Here is a 16,672-nt window from a genome sequence, read left to right as displayed (position 1 = left end):
CTCTGCGCCTCATTGCCGCTCCCACGAGGAGACGCTTCCCCCCAGGAGGTGCCGTCATGACGGTCATGGAGCAGCGGGGCGCCTACCGGCCGACCCCGCCCCCAGCTTGGCGACCGAGGACCGACCCCGTGCCGCTGCTGCCGGACCCGGAGCCGTACCGCGTGCTGGGCACCGAGGCCGCCGCGAAGGCCGATCCCGATCTGCTGCGCCGCCTGTACGCGGAGCTGGTACGCGGCCGCCGGTACAACACGCAGGCCACGGCTCTGACGAAGCAGGGCAGGCTCGCGGTCTACCCCTCCAGCACCGGCCAGGAGGCCTGCGAGGTGGCCGCCGCGCTGGCCCTGGAGGAGCGGGACTGGCTCTTTCCCAGCTACCGGGACACGCTCGCCGTGGTCGCCCGAGGCCTGGATCCCGTACGCGCCCTGACGCTTCTCCGCGGCGACTGGCACACCGGGTACGACCCCCATGAGCACCGGATAGCGCCGCTGAGCACGCCTCTCGCCACCCAGCTCCCGCATGCCGTGGGCCTCGCGCACGCCGCGCGTCTCAAGGGCGACGACGTGGTGGCGCTGGCCATGGTCGGCGACGGCGGCACCAGCGAGGGCGACTTCCACGAGGCGCTGAACTTCGCCGCCGTGTGGCAGGCGCCCGTGGTCTTCCTCGTGCAGAACAACGGCTTCGCGATCTCCGTGCCGCTCGCCAAGCAGACCGCGGCCCCTTCCCTGGCCCACAAGGCCGTCGGGTACGGGATGCCGGGACGCCTGGTCGACGGCAACGACGCGGCGGCGATGCACGAGGTGCTGAGCGAAGCGGTGTCCCGCGCGCGGCGGGGCGGCGGCCCGACCCTCGTCGAGGCGGTCACCTACCGCATGGAGGCGCACACGAACGCCGACGACGCCACGCGGTACCGCCACGACGCGGAGGTCGACACCTGGCGCGACCACGACCCGATCACGCTCCTGGAGCGGGAGGTGACGGAGCGGGGGCTCCTGGACGACGACGCGAAGCGCCAGGTGGGCGAGGACGCCGAGGCCATGGCGGCCGACCTGCGCGCGGGCATGAACCAGGACCCCGTGCTCGACCCCATGGACCTCTTCTCGCACGTGTACGCCGAGCAGACCTCGCAACTGCGCGAGCAGGCGGAACAGTTGCGGGCCGAGCTGGAAGCGGCCTCCGAAGAGGCCGGGGAGGAAGCCTGATGACCACGGTCGCGGCGAAGCCGGTCACCAAACCGGCCACCATGGCCCAGGCGCTCGGACGCGCCCTGCGCGACTCCATGGCCGAGGACCCTTCCGTCCATGTCCTGGGGGAGGACGTCGGCGCGCTCGGCGGTGTCTTCCGGGTCACCGACGGACTCACCGCGGAGTTCGGCGAGGACCGCTGTACGGACACACCGCTCGCCGAGGCGGGCATCCTCGGGGCGGCCGTGGGCATGGCGATGTACGGCCTGCGGCCCGTCGTCGAGATGCAGTTCGACGCGTTCGCCTACCCGGCCTTCGAGCAGTTGCTCTCGCACGTGGCGAAGATGCGCAACCGCACCCGTGGCGCGATGCCGCTGCCCATCACCGTCCGTGTGCCCTACGGCGGTGGGATCGGCGGCGTCGAGCACCACAGCGACTCCTCCGAGGCGTACTACATGGCGACCCCGGGCCTGCACGTCGTCACGCCGGCCACGGTCGCCGATGCCTACGGCCTGCTGCGGGCCTCCATCGCCTCCGACGACCCCGTCGTCTTCCTGGAGCCGAAGAGGTTGTACTGGTCGAAGGCCGACTGGAACCCCGAGAGCCCCGCGACCGTTGAACCGATAGGACGCGCGGTGGTGCGGCGCTCCGGCCGCAGCGCCACGCTGATCACGTACGGTCCCTCCCTGCCCGTCTGCCTGGAGGCCGCCGAGGCCGCGCGTGCCGAGGGCTGGGACCTCGAAGTGGTCGATCTGCGCTCCCTGGTGCCTTTCGACGACGAGACGGTCGCCGCGTCCGTCCGGCGCACGGGCCGGGCGGTCGTCGTGCACGAGTCGAACGGCTTCGGCGGTCCCGGGGGAGAGATCGCCGCGCGGGTCACCGAGCGGTGCTTCCACCACCTGGAGGCGCCGGTGCTGCGGGTCGCGGGCTTCGACATCCCGTATCCCCCGCCGATGCTCGAGAAGCACCACCTCCCGGGCGTCGACCGGATCCTCGACACGGTGGCGCGATTGCAGTGGGAGGCGGAGAGCTGATGGCGCAGGTCCTTGAGTTCAAGCTGCCCGACCTCGGCGAGGGACTGACCGAGGCCGAGATCGTCCGCTGGCTCGTCCGGGTCGGTGACGTCGTGGCGGTGGACCAGCCGGTCGTCGAGGTCGAGACGGCCAAGGCGATGGTGGAGGTGCCCTGCCCCTACGGCGGCGTGGTGACGGCCCGGTTCGGCGAGGAAGGCAGTGAGATGCCCGTCGGGGCGCCTCTCCTGACCGTCGCCGTGGGCGCTCCCGCCGAGGCACCCGCCCCGGAGGAGCCGGCCGAGCGTGCGCTGCGGACGGCGGCAGCGGACTCCTCCGGCAACGTCCTGGTCGGATACGGCACGGCAGCCGCTCCGGCCCGCCGCAGGAGGCTGCGGCCCGAGCGGGCCACGGTTCAGCGGCAGCAGGGGCCTGCCGTGGCGTCCACCGCTTTCGGCACGGCGCGGGCGACCGGGCAAGTCCCGACCGGGCAAGCCCCTGCGGCCGACGTGCCCGCACGCGGGGACGGCCCGGTTCCGGTGATCTCTCCGCTGGTACGCAAGCTGGCCCGTGAGCACGGCGTGGAGCTGCGCGAGCTCCTCGGCTCGGGACCGGACGGGCTGATCACGCGGGCCGACGTGGAGTCCGCCATCGCGGCGGGGCAGGCGCCCGTGGCGGGGAGCGAACGCGTCGGCGGCGGTTCGGTCACGCGCCAGGCCGGCCCGGCATCGAGCCGGATGAGCGAGGCCGCGGCCGAAACGGGCAGGGCCGAAACAGGCAGGGCCGGAACGCACCGGGTCGAGACGCACCGGGTCGAGACAGGCAGGGACGAGACACGCAGGGCCGCGGCGCTCGGTGCGGCGGCCCGCGAGGACGACGAGCTGATCCGCCTGCGGCAGGCCGAGGCGCGCCGTCAGGTGGCGGCCGGAGAGGAGCCCACGCGCGCGGGCGGTGAGTCCCGGCACGCGTTGACCGGTATCCGGGGCCTCGTCGCGGACAAGATGTCCCGCAGCAGGCGCGAGATACCGGAGGCCACCTGCTGGGTCGACGCGGACGCCACCGAACTGCTCGCCGCGCGCACCGCCATGAACGCGGCGATGACGGGCCACGAAGGCCACGGCCAGAAGGTGTCGCTGCTCGCGCTGTTCGCCCGCATCACCGTGGCCGCCCTCGCGCGCTACCCGATGCTGAACTCCAGCGTGGACATGGAGGAGCGGGAGGTGCGGTGCTTCGCCGACATCCACCTCGGGTTCGCCGCGCAGACCGAGCGGGGGCTCGTCGTCCCCGTGGTGCGGCACACACAGTCGCGGACGACCGCCTCGATCAACGCCGAGCTGATCCGGCTCACGGAGGAGGCGCGCGCCGGGACGCTCACGCCCGCCGAGCTCACCGGAGGCACGTTCACGCTGAACAACTACGGGGTGTTCGGGGTCGACGGATCCACGCCGATCATCAACCACCCCGAGGCCGCGATGCTGGGCGTGGGCCGGATCGTGCCCAAGCCGTGGGTGTACCAGGGCGAGTTGGCGGTGCGGCACGTGGTCCAGCTGTCGCTCACCTTCGACCACCGGGTGTGCGACGGCGGTACGGCGGGCGGGTTCCTGCGCTACGTGGCGGACTGCGTCGAACAGCCGGCGGTGCTCCTGCGGTCGGTGTGAAAGGAGTCGGGTGACGTAAGTCCCTCGTCGGAAGCGCCCTCCGCGGGGTGGCAATGATCCCCCGTACGCCCATACTCGGGGGGTGACCGCGAACGAGGGTGCTGCGTACGACGTCGTCGTGCTCGCCGGGGGCGGTGCCGCGCGGCTCGGCGGCGCCGACAAGCCCGGCGTGCGCGTGGGCGGGCGTGCGCTGCTCGAACGGGTCCTTGCCGCCTGTTCCGGCGCCGGGACCACGGTCGTGGTGGCCGAACCGAGACCGACCGCGCGACCCGTGGTGTGGGCGCGCGAGGAGCCGCCGGGTGGCGGGCCGCTGGCCGCGCTGGACGCGGGGCTGCGGTGTACGGCGGCCGAGTACGTGGTGGTGCTCTCCGCCGACCTGCCGTTCCTCGGCGAGCGGACGGTACGTCAGCTGCTGGCCGCCGCACGCGAGGGCGCGGTGGACGGGGCCGTACTCGTCGACGCCGGGGGGCGCGAGCAGCCGCTGGTCGCGGCCTACCGGAGCGGGGCGCTGCGGCGGGAGATCGCGGTGCTTGCGGGGGCGGGCGAGGGCGCCGGGGCGGGTTCGGGCGAGGCTGCTGGTGCGGAAGAGGGGCGTGGGCCTGCTGGTGTGGAGGCGGGGCGTGGGCTCTCCGGGTTGCCGCTTCGGTTGCTCACCGCGCGGCTCGATCTGGCCAGGGTGGCGGACCCTGTCGCGGGCTTCGACTGCGACACCTGGGACGACATCGCCGCCGCGCGGGCGCGGATCAGGGAGCATGGGCACGTGTTGGATGAATGGATTTCCGCAGTCAAGGACGAACTGGGCATCGATCTCGACGTCGATACCGGCACCCTCCTCGACCTCGCTCGCGACGCCGCGCACGGCGTGGCCAGGCCCGCGGCACCGCTGACCACCTTCCTCGTCGGCTACGCGGCGGCGCAGGCGGCCATGCGGGGCGGCCCCGCGGCCGGCCCCGAAGCCGTGGCCGAGGCGGCGCGCAAGGCCGCGGCGCTGGCGGCCCGCTGGGCGGACGAGGACCAGCAGGACACGAAGCCGGGCTCCGCCGACCTTCAGGCACAGGCACCGCAGGCACCGCAGGCGCAGCGAGACCCTGAAGCGCCACGGGGCCCTCAGGCACCGCAGGCACCGCAGGCGCAGCGTGACCCTCAAGCGCCACGTGGCCCCCAGGGGTCGTCGGCGCCCCAGGCGCAGCGTGACCCTGAAGCGCCACGTGGCCCTCAGGCACCGCAGGCACCGCAGGCGCAGCGTGACCCTGAAGCGCCACGGGGCCCTCAGGCGCCTTCGGCCCCCCAGGCGTCACAAGGCCCCCAGACCTCCCAGGCCCCCCAGACCCCCCAGACCCCTTCGGACGTCGAATGAGTGGGCAGTCGGCGGCGGATGCCGAGCTTGATCAGGCTCTCGCCCTGGTGAACGAGGGGCGGAAGTTGGACCGGGGGCCCGGAGGGCAGGGAGAGGGTCGCGGGAGCATTCCGCATGCCACGGCTGCGGGCGGATCGGCGGGCGGACCGGCGGGCGGACCGGCGTCCGCGGTAGCCCCCGCGCCGCTGGGAGCCGTGCCCCACGCCCCCGGCGAGGACAAGCACCGCGACATCACCCCCTGGGACGTGGCCCGGGCGCGGGCCGCGCGAGCCACTCGGGCGCCCGAGGGAGAGGCCGCTTCAGTTCCTCTGGTCCAGGCGCTCGGGATGGTCCTGGCCACCCCGCTCACCGCCCTCACCGACCTTCCCTCCTTCGACACCTCCGCCATGGACGGCTGGGCCGTGGCGGGCCCGGGCCCCTGGGACGTACGCGCCGACGGGGTGCTCGCCGGGGACGGCCAGTCGGTGCCGCTCGGCGACGGCGAGGCGGTGCGCATCGCGACGGGTGCCGGTATCCCGAGGGACGCCACCGCGGTCCTGCGCAGCGAGCACGGCCACGTCGACGGCAAGAACAGGCTGTTCGCACGGCGTGACCTGGTCCAGGGCCAGGACATCCGCCCGCGCGGCCAGGAGTGCCGTTCCGGCGACCATCTGCTGCCGTCCGGGGCCCTGGTCACGCCCGCCGTGCTCGGCCTGGCGGCGGCCGCCGGGTACGACGCGCTCGCCACCGTCCGCCGGCCCCGCGCCGAAGTACTCGTACTCGGTGACGAGCTGCTGACCGAGGGGCTGCCGCACGAAGGGCTCATCCGGGACGCGCTCGGCCCGATGCTGCCGCCGTGGCTGCGGGCGCTCGGCGCCGAGGTCACCGAGGTCCGGCGGCTCGGCGATGACGCCGAGGCGCTGTACGAGGCGATCACGAAATCCACGGCCGACCTCATCGTCACGACGGGCGGCACCGCGGCCGGCCCCGTCGACCACGTCCACCCCACGCTGAGCCGTATCGGTGCCGAGCTGCTCGTGGACGGTGTGGCGGTACGCCCCGGGCACCCCATGCTGCTCGCCCGTATCAGCACGGACCAGCACCTTGTCGGGCTGCCGGGCAACCCGCTCGCCGCGGTCTCCGGTCTGCTCACGCTGGCCGAACCCCTGCTGCGTACGCTGACCGGGCGGGCGTCCGGGCATGGCGGCCCCTCGATGTACACCGCACCGGTGCGTGAAGCCGTGCAGGGGCACCCGTACGACACCCGGCTCGTGCCCGTCACGCTGCGCGGCGAGGTCGCCGTACCGCTGCGCTTCCATGGTCCTGCCATGCTGCGGGGCATCGCGGCGGCCGACGGGCTCGCGGTGGTTCCGTCCGGTGGGGCGCGGCAGGGGCAGGAACTGGAGATCCTGGACCTGCCGTGGGCCGTGACCGGAGAGCTCGGCGCGGAGTGTTTCACGTGAAACTTCCCGGACACGACGCCATCGCCCGCGACCCCGCAGAGCACCACACGACGCATCGGATCAAGTTGCCGCAGCGTGTGGTCGAGCGGCCGTTGCGGCAGGTCACGCGGCGTCTGGCGATGGCCTTGCTGGTGCTCGCCCTGACGACGTTCATAGTGTGGGTCGACCGCAGCGGATACCACGACAACTCCGACGGGAGCGTCGACTTCCTCGACGCCGCCTACTACGCGACGGTCACGCTCTCCACCACGGGCTACGGCGACATCGTCCCGTACAGCGACAGCGCGCGGCTCACCAACATTCTGCTGATCACGCCGCTGCGCGTGCTCTTCCTGATCATTCTGGTCGGCACCACCCTCGAAGTGCTGACGGAACGGACGCGCGAGGAATGGCGTCTGTCCCGCTGGAGGTCCAACTTGCGTGAACACACTGTTGTCGTCGGCTTCGGCACGAAGGGCCGGTCGGCGATCCAGACCGTCTGCGCGACCGGCCTGAAGCCGGAGCAGATCGTGGTGGTCGACCCGAGCGCGAAGGTGATCGACGCGGCTACGGCGGAGGGGTTCGCCGGGGTCCTCGGCGACGCGACGCGCAGTGATGTGCTGCTCCGGGCCGAGGTGCAGCGCGCCCGGCAGATCATCATCGCGACGCAGCGGGATGACACGGCGGTGCTCGTCGCGCTCACCGCGCGGCAGTTGAACCGTGGCGCGAAGATCGTGGCGGCGGTGCGGGAGGAAGAGAACGCGCCGCTGCTTCGGCAGAGCGGGGCCGACGCCGTCATCACCAGTGCGAGTGCGGCTGGGCGGTTGCTCGGGCTTTCCGTGCTCAGTCCCAGTGCGGGCATGGTCATGGAGGACCTCATTCAGCAGGGCACGGGGCTCGATCTTGTTGAGCGGCCGGTCATAAAGGCTGAGGCGGGGCGCGGGGTCCGGGAGACGGAGGACCTCGTCGTGAGTGTGGTGCGGGGGCATCGGGTGCTCGGGTACGACGATCCGGCCGTCGGGAAGTTGCAGCTGACCGACCGGCTGATCACGATCGTCAGGGCGACGCCCACGGCTGTGATCGCGCCGGACGTCAAGCCGTTGCGGGGGGACTGAGGGGACTGAGGGGGCTGTGGGGGCTTTGGGGGCCCCGTCCCTCCCGGCACTCGCCCGGAGTCGTGGCTCTGTGCGCGGTTCCTCGCGCCCCTGAACCGTCCTGAACCGTCCTGGGCCTTCCTGGCTCGCCTCGGCTCGCCTCGGCCCGCCCTCCCGGGTTTCCGGCTCCGGAGTAGCCTCGAAGCTATGTATGCGATCACGATCCCCGAACCCGGTGGGCCCGAAGCGCTGGTGTGGGCGGAGGTGCCTGATCCCGTGCCCGGTGAGGGCGAGGTGCTGGTCGAGGTGGTGGCCGGCGCCGTGAACCGCGCCGATCTGATGCAACGGCAGGGCTTCTACAACCCGCCGCCCGGCGCGTCCCCCTACCCCGGCCTCGAATGCTCCGGCCGGATCACCGCGCTCGGCCCCGGCGTCTCCGGCTGGGCGGTGGGCGACGAGGTGTGCGCGCTGCTCTCCGGCGGTGGCTACGCCGAGCAGGTCGCCGTGCCGGCAGGCCAGCTGCTTCCCGTGCCCGAGGGCGTCGACCTCGTGACGGCGGCCGCGCTGCCCGAGGTCACGTCGACCGTATGGTCCAACGTCTTCATGATTTCTCACCTGCGGCCCGGCGAGACGCTGCTCGCGCACGGCGGTTCCAGCGGCATCGGCACCATGGCCATCCAGTTGGGCAAGGCCGTCGGCGCGAAGGTCGCCGTCACGGCGGGCAGCAAGGAGAAGCTGGCGTACTGCGCGGAGCTGGGCGCCGACATCCTCATCAACTACCGCGAGCAGGACTTCGTCGAGGAGATCGGGCGGGCCACGGACGGGGCCGGCGCGGACGTCATCCTCGACAACATGGGCGCCAAGTACCTGGACCGCAACGTGACGGCCCTCGCCGTCAACGGCCGGCTCGCCATCATCGGCATGCAGGGCGGAACCAAGGGCGAGCTGAACATCGGCGCGCTGCTCAGCAAGCGTGCCGCCGTCACCGCCACCTCCCTCCGCGCCCGCCCCACCGCCGAGAAGGCATCGATCGTCGCGGCGGTACGGGAACACGTATGGCCGCTGATCAGCGCGGGGCATGTACGGCCGATCGTCGACCGTACGATGCCGATGCGTGACGCGGCGGCCGCGCACCGGATCCTTGAGGAGAGCAGCCACATCGGAAAGGTCCTGCTCCAGCGCTAGCGGAGCGCCTGTCGCCACTGGCGCCGGCCCCCTCGGCCGCCCGCCCCGGGTCGTCCCGCCACACACACGGCCGCACCCCTCCCGCGCCCGCCCATATCGACGGACCAAGATGCCGGTTTCATCCCGCCATGTGAGGCTTGATTCCAGCATGCGGCCCATGCGATCCATCAGCGGGAGGGGGCCGGCGCGATGCGCTACGCCAGGGGCTCGTCCGTGGCGACAGCCATGCTGCTCGCCGTGCTCGCGTCCACCGCGCTTGAACCGGTCGCCCAGGCGGCCGAGCGGCCGGCCGGGTACGCGGCCGGGCAGGCGGTCGCGCCCACCCCCGTCGGTCCGCTCACGATCGTCGACGAGACGGCCCGCGCGGGCAGCCGCCCCGGCGAGGGCCGTGAACGGCCGGGCGGCGTGAACCCGCGGCTCCCGGATCCGCCGCCACCGCCCCCCGAACCGTCCCCGTACGTACCCCCGCACGAGATGCCGCCGGCCGCGGCGGCGCACCGGGACGCCGTCCCCGGCGGCACGGAACGGGCGCCGTCCGGGCCCGTACTGCCCGGTCTCCGTGTCCTGCCGCTCGGCGGCGGCCTGTTCCTCATCGGCCTCGGCCTCGGCTTCCTGGGGCTGCGGCTGCGGCGCGGCTGAGGGTGGATCACCTTCGTATGGGGGCACCACCCGTAAGTGAGGGACGGGTACGAGAGAATGGCGGCATGGAGATGCCGAGGAGCGAACGGTCGTCGGAGAGCCCCCAGGTCCTGGTCGTGGGCCAGGACGGGATGGCGCTCGGTGGCGGCGGAGACGACGAATCCCGCGAGGTTCCGGTGACGGAGATGGTCGAACAACCGGCCAAGGTCATGCGCATCGGGAGCATGATCAAGCAGCTTCTCGAGGAGGTGCGGGCGGCCCCTCTCGACGAGGCGAGCAGGGTCCGCCTCAAGGAGATCCACGCCAGCTCGGTCAAGGAGCTGGAGGACGGTTTGGCCCCCGAGCTCGTCGAGGAGCTGGAGCGGCTCTCGCTGCCGTTCACCGACGAATCGACGCCGAGCGACGCGGAACTGCGGATCGCGCAGGCACAGTTGGTCGGCTGGCTGGAGGGCCTCTTCCACGGAATCCAGACGACGCTGTTCGCCCAGCAGATGGCCGCGCGGGCCCAGCTGGAGTCGATGCGCCGCGCGCTGCCGCCCGGCGTGGGCGGCGGCGAGGACGACGACGAGGGCGGCCTCGCGGGCCGCACGGGCGGTCCCTACCTGTAGGTCTTGGGTACGTGGAGGGGCCCGGCACGCGTGGCGCGTGCCGGGCCCCTCTGGCGTGGGACGGCTTAGTCCGGGTTGCCCGTGGACACGTCGAACTGGATGTCCAGACCCTTGGGGTCGACCTCCGTGCCTTCCTTCGGGGTCTGCCGCATCACGGTGTCCTTGCCGTAGGCGTTCTCATCGACATTGCGCTTGTCGTAGTTCCACCCGGCGGCCTGGAGACAGGACAGCACCGACTTCCAGTCCCTGAAGGTGAAGTCAGGGACCTTGATCTTGTCCTCGTCGTTGTAGCCCACGTCGGGCTCGGTGCACTTTTCCTTCTCGATCTGCATGTTCCGGTTCGGCCCCTTGTGCCCCGCCACCGGCTGCTTCGACTTGTTGTCGGAGGGGTCCTTGCCGTCGTCGCCGTTCAGGGAGATCGCTGTGATCAGGCCGCCCACGGCCAGGAGGGCGACGACGATCGAGCCGATGATCACCGGCATGTTCTTCTTGCCCGAGCCGGATGAGCCGGAAGACCCGCCCGAACCGCCCGACGGGGACGCCGCCGTGACGGGCTGGGGCGAGAGGTTGTACGGCGGCGGGGTGTGCGCGCCCTGCTGAGGGGCGTACGCGTTGACCGGCGCCGGGGTCTGGTAGCCGCTCTGCTGCGGGTAGCCGTAGCCCGGGGTCGGGGCCGGTGTCGACGGGCCGCCGTAAGGGTTCGGCTGGTTCGGCTGGTACGGGGTCTGGACCGAGCCGCCCTGCTGCGGGAGCGAGGAGTCGACCGGCGGGAAGACCGCGGAGCCGACGCCCGCGCCGCTCGCCGTCGGCGCTCCCGGCACGATGCTGGGGGCCGCGGCCTGGAAGGACTGGGCGACCCGCAGACACTCGTCGCGCATGGCCACGGCGGTCGGGAAACGCTCGTTCGGGTTCTTCTTGAGCGCGCGGGCGACGATCGCGTCGACCGCCGGGGGCAGCGAACGGTTGATCGAGGAGGGAGCGACCGGCTCCTCCTGCACGTGCGCGTACGCGATGGCCAGCGGCGAGTCCGCCTCGAACGGGAGCCGTCCCGTGACCAGTTGGAAGAGCATGATGCCGACCGAGTAGAGGTCGGAGCGCGCGTCGACGCCGCGGCCGAGCGCCTGTTCGGGCGAGAGGTACTGCGGGGTGCCGACGACCATGCCGGTCTGCGTCATCGACGTGACGCCCGACTGCATGGCGCGGGCGATGCCAAAGTCCATGACCTTCACGACGTTGCGCTTGGTCATCATGACGTTGCCGGGCTTGATGTCGCGGTGGACCAGGCCCATTTCGTGGCTGATCTCCAGCGCCGCGAGCACATCCGCGGTGATCTTCAGCGCCTGGTCGGTCGGCATCGCGCCCTGCTGACGGACCGCCGCGTCGAGCACCGAGCCGAGCGGCTGCCCCTCGACGTACTCCATGACGATGTACGGCATCGGGCCGCCGTCCGCCTCGCCGGAGCCGTCGGACAGCGTGTCCTCGCCCGTGTCGAAGACCGACACGATGTTCGTGTGAGTGAGCTTCGCCACCGACTGGGCCTCGCGGCGGAAGCGTTCACGGAAGGACTGTTCGCGGCCGAGTTCGGTGTGAAGCGTCTTGATCGCGACTTGGCGATCGAGAACGGCGTCGTACGCCAGGTGCACCGAGGCCATGCCGCCCTCGCCGAGCAGGTCGCGCAGTTGGTAGCGGCCACCGGCCAGCGAACGCCCCGCGTACCGCCCCTGTGCGCCGTCCTGGCTGCTCATCTCGTGCGTCCCCCATCGGCGCGGGTGCCGGACGGCTCCGCGGCTGGTGATCGATTACCGCTATTCCTGGCCAAGTCTGCCCGAGGGCGATGCCACGTCAAGCTCGGTGCCCGTTCCGTGACCGTACGCGCAAGAAGCGTCTCGGAAGCGTTACAAGTTTGCGCATGAGCCCCCGGGAAGGCTTTGATGTCCGGTCCACCTCGAATCAGGGGGTGGTGAGAAGGCTGTAGCGTGGCCGACGGAGTACCCCGTATCGCGATGTACCCGGTACCTAGTACCACGACCAGAAACGACGGCGAGGACTGATGGCACAGACGCAGCGCGCTCAGGGCCCGTCCGACCCCGAGGCGACTGGCGGCGGTATGTCTGACGCGCCTGAGTTGTGGGGTAATGGCGGGCTCGTCGGCGACGGCCGGTACCGACTGACCCACAGGCTCGGCCGGGGCGGCATGGCCGAGGTGTTCGCGGCCGAGGACGTACGTCTGGGACGTACGGTCGCGGTCAAACTGCTCCGCTCCGACCTTGCCGAGGACCCGGTCTCCAAGGCCCGCTTCACCCGTGAGGCGCAGTCCGTGGCCGGTCTCAACCACCACGCTGTGGTGGCCGTGTACGACTCCGGTGAAGACCAGGTCGGGCCGAACGTCGTCCCGTACATCGTCATGGAGATCGTCGAGGGCCGGACGATCCGCGATCTGCTGATCAACGCGGAGGCGCCGGGCCCCGAGCAGGCCCTGATCATCGTGTCGGGCGTGCTCGAAGCGCTCGCCTACTCGCACCAGCACGGCATCGTGCACCGCGACATCAAGCCGGCGAACGTCATCATCACCCACGCCGGTGCGGTGAAGGTGATGGACTTCGGCATCGCGCGCGCCCTGCACGGCGCGCAGTCGACGATGACGCAGACCGGCATGGTCATGGGCACGCCCCAGTACCTGTCGCCCGAGCAGGCGCTCGGCAAGGCCGTCGACCACCGCTCCGACCTGTACGCGACCGGCTGCCTGCTCTACGAACTGCTCGCCCTGCGGCCGCCGTTCACCGGCGAGACGCCGCTCTCCGTGGTCTACCAGCACGTCCAGGACCAGGCGGTACCGCCCTCCGAGGTCTCGGACGCGGCGCCGCCGGAGCTGGACGGGCTCGTCATGCGCTCCCTGGCCAAGGACCCGGACGACCGGTTCCAGACCGCCGAGGAGATGCGCGGTCTCATCCAGTACGCGCTACAGATGCTGCACGAGCAGGGCAGCCACACGGGCACCTGGAACACCGGGCCCGTCGACATGCACGACGGCGGCAACACGCCGGCGATGGGCGTCGCGGGGGCGGGCGCGATGGCGCACCCGGACTCCGGGACCGCGCAGATCCCCGGCCCCATGCTGCGTCCGCCGGGCGGCGACGACGGCGGCTTCGACGGCTCGCACCCCCACGGGGGCAGGGGCAGGGGCGGCGGCCGGAGCAAGATCTGGATTGTCGTCGTGCTCGCGATCATCGCGATCGCGGCGGGGGTCGCGATCGCGCTGAACGCGGCCGACAAGAAGGAAAAGAAGGACCCGCCGGTCTCTCCCTCGACCAAGCAGTCGCAGGAGAAGAAGCCCAGCAAGAGCGCGGACGACGAGGCGACGGACGAGGAGACGGAGCCGGAGGAGGGGACCGGGGAACAGACGGACTATCCGCCGCAGACGAATCAGCCGACGGGGCCGTCACGGCCGACCACCGGTCCGACTCAGCCGACCCAGGACCCGACGCAGCCTACGCAGGATCCGACCACGACGGACCCCACGGACGAGCCGACCACTGAGCCCACGGACGATCCGCCGGACACCTCGGACCCGCTCGGCGGCAACGATCAGGTCGGCGGCACCGGGGGCGAGCCCGAGGAGTGAGCCCGCGGCGAACCGGGCGCACGGCGCGGCGGGCCTGAGCCGGCCCGAGCCGGCCTGAGCTACGAGGTCGCGAGCTCGCGGGCGTGGCCGGTGCAGAAGGCGTGGCCGGCGCAGAAGGTGTGGACCTTGGTGACCTGGGGCTCTATCCGCAGGTACACGGGGGCGAAGAGCTCGCCGTCGGCCAGGTGGGGCGTGGGGCCGAAGCGCTCAAGGGCCGTGTTCGTCGGCTCGACCGCCGTGCAGAGGCCGATGAGCTGCACGGTCCAGTGGCCGTCGCGGGCCGAGGCCGACGCCTCGTTCAGATTGTCGGCGCCGTACGCGACGACGCTGCCGACGCACGCCTGGTGGTAGTCGTATCCGCGGTGCATCCGCAGCAGCAGCCTGCCGTCGACGACGATGTGCCGGGCCGCCGCCAGGAAGGGCAGGGCGCGCATGCTGGTCGCCACCTGGCCGTAGTCGGTGCGGCTGAGCAGTTCGAAGGCGAGCTGTTCGTCGGTGGGCATGGCATCCACCTTCAGGCACGCACGCGGTGCCGGAAAAGGGGCCCCGGCCCCCTCACGCAGGGACCTAAGTCCCTTACGCACTTGCCTGTCGCGCGTATGCACTGGCCCTGTCGCGCGTCAGCGCCGCTCCGCCTGGAGGCGGGCCACGTACGCCGCCGCCTGGGAGCGCCGCTCCATGCCGAGCTTCGAGAGCAGGCTGGAGACGTAGTTCTTGATGGTCTTCTCGGCGAGGTGCAGCCGCTCGCCGATGACGCGGTTGGTCAGGCCCTCGCCGATCAGGTCCAGGATCTTCCGCTCCTGGTCGGTGAGGCCGGCGAGGCGGTCGTCGCCCTTGGGGTTGTTGCCGTCGCGCAGGCGCTCCAGGACGCGGGCCGTGGCGACGGGGTCCAGGAGGGACTTTCCGGCGGCGACGTCACGTACGGCGGTCAGGAGTTCGTTGCCGCGGATGGCCTTGAGGACATAACCCGACGCACCGGCCATGATCGCGTCGAAGAGCGCCTCGTCGTCGGCGAACGACGTGAGCATCAGGCACTTGATGTCCTCGTCGTGCGAACGGATCTCGCGGCACACCTCGACACCGCTGCCGTCCGGCAGGCGCACATCGAGCACGGCGACGTCAGGCCGGGTCGCGGGGATCCTGACCAGGGCATCTGCCGCGGTGCCCGCCTCGCCGACGACCTCGATGTCGGCTTCCACGGAGAGCAGCTCATGGACTCCACGGCGCACCACTTCATGGTCGTCGAGGAGAAAAACCGTAATTTTTCCGTCTTCGCGCACGGAGTCAGTCTCACACACGATCTCTTTCGGCGCCGGAGCGGAACCCTTCCCGTTCCCGGAGCGGAACCCTTCCCGTTCCCGGGGTGGCCGGGATAACGTGCCCCGTGTTCCGGCCACCCTGCCAGGCTGTGATCAGTGCTGTGACCAGCAAGTGTTCCCGATTCTCTCGGTTTACTCGGAAATCCAAGCAATCGGCGTGTGGCCGTTTACTTGGAAATCCAAGCAAATACGCAGGTCAGATGGGGTTTCACAGAATTGGTGAGCACTGGGTAACGTGCATTGTGCAGGGCGCTCGCCGGGGCACCTGTCACGCCTGTTCCCGGCCGAGCGCACCCACCCCGTGCGCGGGCACGGATCAGGCGAGCCGCACTGGCCTACCCGGTAACCCCCGGGGGCCGGACCGACGGAGGAGCACACGTGACCGTGGAGAGCACCGCCGCGCGCAAACCGCGCCGCAGCAGTACCGGCGGCGGCAAGCGCGCCGGCGCGAAGAAGGCCGCGCCGCAGCAAGGCACGGAGCCCGAGCTCGTACAGCTCCTGACCCCCGAGGGCAAGCGGGTCAAGAGCGCGAGGACGGCCGAGTACGACACCTATGTCGCCGACATCACCGCCGAGGAGCTGCGCGGTCTGTACCGCGACATGGTCCTCACCCGGCGCTTCGACGCCGAGGCCACCTCGCTCCAGCGCCAGGGCGAGCTGGGCCTGTGGGCGTCGCTGCTCGGCCAGGAGGCCGCCCAGATCGGTTCCGGGCGGGCCACCCGCGACGACGACTACGTGTTCCCCACGTACCGCGAGCACGGCGTCGCATGGTGCCGCGGGGTCGACCCGACGAACCTGCTCGGCATGTTCCGCGGCGTGAACAACGGCGGCTGGGACCCGAACACCAACAACTTCCACCTGTACACGATCGTCATCGGCTCGCAGACGCTGCACGCCACCGGCTACGCCATGGGCGTCGCCAAGGACGGTGCCGACTCGGCCGTGATCGCGTACTTCGGTGACGGTGCCTCCAGCCAGGGCGACGTGGCCGAGGCGTTCACGTTCTCCGCGGTCTACAACGCGCCGGTCGTGTTCTTCTGCCAGAACAACCAGTGGGCCATCTCCGAGCCGACCGAGAAGCAGACCCGCGTGCCGCTCTACCAGCGCGCGCAGGGCTACGGCTTCCCGGGTGTGCGGGTCGACGGCAACGACGTCCTCGCCGTCCTCGCGGTGACGAAGTGGGCCCTGGAGCGGGCCAGGAACGGCGAGGGCCCGGCGCTGATCGAGGCGTTCACGTACCGCATGGGCGCGCACACGACCTCCGACGACCCGAGCAAGTACCGCAACGACGACGAGCGGGTGGCCTGGGAGGCCAAGGACCCGATCCTGCGGCTGCGGGCGTACCTGGAGTCCGAGGGCCACGCGGACGAGGCGTTCTTCGCGGAACTCGACGACGAGAGCGAAACGTTGGGCAAGCGAGTGCGAGAGGTGGTGCGGGCGATGCCGGACCCTGACCTGATGGCCATCTTCGAGAACGCGTACGCCGACGGGCACGCCCTCGTCGACGAGGAGCGCGCCCAGTTCGCCGCCTATCAGGCGTCGTTCGCGGACGCCCCCGCGGCCGGGGAGGACAAGTAA

The 16,672-nt window shown here is 71.5% G+C and carries 13 protein-coding genes and 1 pseudogene; 11 read left to right on the top strand and 3 right to left on the bottom strand.

The window, feature by feature from the left end; all coding sequences use genetic code 11:
* The first annotated feature begins 56 nt into the window (after window positions 1-56).
* The 9 genes and pseudogenes from pdhA (ACRAKF_RS19530) (at window position 57) to ACRAKF_RS19490 (ending at window position 10,153) form a co-directional block, all read left to right on the top strand.
* Window positions 57-1,199: a pyruvate dehydrogenase (acetyl-transferring) E1 component subunit alpha gene (gene pdhA / locus ACRAKF_RS19530; protein WP_447038452.1), complete on the top strand. Its 1,143-nt coding sequence runs from the start codon at window positions 57-59 to the stop codon at window positions 1,197-1,199.
* Window positions 1,199-2,215, top strand: a complete 1,017-nt coding sequence (locus ACRAKF_RS19525) for an alpha-ketoacid dehydrogenase subunit beta (protein WP_447038451.1) — start codon at window positions 1,199-1,201, stop codon at window positions 2,213-2,215. Before pdhA (ACRAKF_RS19530) ends, ACRAKF_RS19525 begins: the two co-directional genes overlap by 1 nt.
* On the top strand, window positions 2,215-3,849 hold the full coding sequence (locus ACRAKF_RS19520; protein ID WP_447038450.1) for a dihydrolipoamide acetyltransferase family protein: 1,635 nt from the start codon (window positions 2,215-2,217) through the stop codon (window positions 3,847-3,849). Before ACRAKF_RS19525 ends, ACRAKF_RS19520 begins: the two co-directional genes overlap by 1 nt.
* A gap of 82 nt (window positions 3,850-3,931) precedes the next feature.
* Window positions 3,932-4,930, top strand: a pseudogene (locus ACRAKF_RS19515) (NTP transferase domain-containing protein); the annotation flags it as partial.
* Window positions 4,931-5,202: 272 nt separating this feature from the next.
* Window positions 5,203-6,648, top strand: coding sequence for a molybdopterin molybdotransferase MoeA (locus ACRAKF_RS19510; RefSeq protein ID WP_447038449.1), 1,446 nt, complete (start codon window positions 5,203-5,205; stop codon window positions 6,646-6,648).
* The gene (locus ACRAKF_RS19505) at window positions 6,645-7,742 is read left to right on the top strand and encodes a potassium channel family protein (RefSeq protein WP_447042067.1); all 1,098 of its coding nucleotides are present in this window, start codon (window positions 6,645-6,647) and stop codon (window positions 7,740-7,742) included. Before ACRAKF_RS19510 ends, ACRAKF_RS19505 begins: the two co-directional genes overlap by 4 nt.
* Window positions 7,743-7,928: 186 nt before the next feature.
* Window positions 7,929-8,906 (top strand): NAD(P)H-quinone oxidoreductase, encoded by a 978-nt coding sequence (locus ACRAKF_RS19500; protein WP_447038448.1) that lies wholly within the window; start codon window positions 7,929-7,931, stop codon window positions 8,904-8,906.
* 189 nt (window positions 8,907-9,095) lie between these two features.
* Window positions 9,096-9,545 carry a hypothetical protein gene (locus ACRAKF_RS19495; protein ID WP_447038447.1) on the top strand — a complete coding sequence of 150 codons (450 nt, stop codon included), beginning with the start codon at window positions 9,096-9,098 and terminating at the stop codon, window positions 9,543-9,545.
* 65 nt (window positions 9,546-9,610) lie between these two features.
* Window positions 9,611-10,153 (top strand): bacterial proteasome activator family protein, encoded by a 543-nt coding sequence (locus ACRAKF_RS19490; RefSeq protein WP_447038446.1) that lies wholly within the window; start codon window positions 9,611-9,613, stop codon window positions 10,151-10,153.
* A gap of 65 nt (window positions 10,154-10,218) precedes the next feature.
* Here ACRAKF_RS19490 and ACRAKF_RS19485 read toward each other — a convergent pair whose 3' ends face one another.
* Window positions 10,219-11,898 carry a protein kinase domain-containing protein gene (locus ACRAKF_RS19485; RefSeq protein ID WP_447038445.1) on the bottom strand — a complete coding sequence of 560 codons (1,680 nt, stop codon included), beginning with the start codon at window positions 11,896-11,898 and terminating at the stop codon, window positions 10,219-10,221.
* A 305-nt stretch (window positions 11,899-12,203) separates the two neighbouring features.
* Between ACRAKF_RS19485 and ACRAKF_RS19480 the strand changes: the two genes are divergently transcribed.
* The gene (locus ACRAKF_RS19480) at window positions 12,204-13,775 is read left to right on the top strand and encodes a protein kinase domain-containing protein (RefSeq protein ID WP_447038444.1); all 1,572 of its coding nucleotides are present in this window, start codon (window positions 12,204-12,206) and stop codon (window positions 13,773-13,775) included.
* A 59-nt stretch (window positions 13,776-13,834) separates the two neighbouring features.
* Here the strand turns inward: ACRAKF_RS19480 and ACRAKF_RS19475 are convergent, their stop codons facing one another.
* Window positions 13,835-14,278 carry a pyridoxamine 5'-phosphate oxidase family protein gene (locus tag ACRAKF_RS19475; RefSeq protein ID WP_447038443.1) on the bottom strand — a complete coding sequence of 148 codons (444 nt, stop codon included), beginning with the start codon at window positions 14,276-14,278 and terminating at the stop codon, window positions 13,835-13,837.
* Window positions 14,279-14,395: 117 nt separating this feature from the next.
* Window positions 14,396-15,055: a response regulator gene (locus tag ACRAKF_RS19470; protein WP_447038442.1), complete on the bottom strand. Its 660-nt coding sequence runs from the start codon at window positions 15,053-15,055 to the stop codon at window positions 14,396-14,398.
* Window positions 15,056-15,472: 417 nt separating this feature from the next.
* Here ACRAKF_RS19470 and pdhA (ACRAKF_RS19465) point away from each other — a divergent pair, with 417 nt between their 5' ends.
* Window positions 15,473-16,672, top strand: a complete 1,200-nt coding sequence (gene pdhA / locus ACRAKF_RS19465) for a pyruvate dehydrogenase (acetyl-transferring) E1 component subunit alpha (protein WP_447038441.1) — start codon at window positions 15,473-15,475, stop codon at window positions 16,670-16,672.

The organism is Streptomyces sp. DSM 118878 (assembly GCF_052936595.1).
This window is presented reverse-complemented; position numbering and strand designations above follow the sequence as displayed.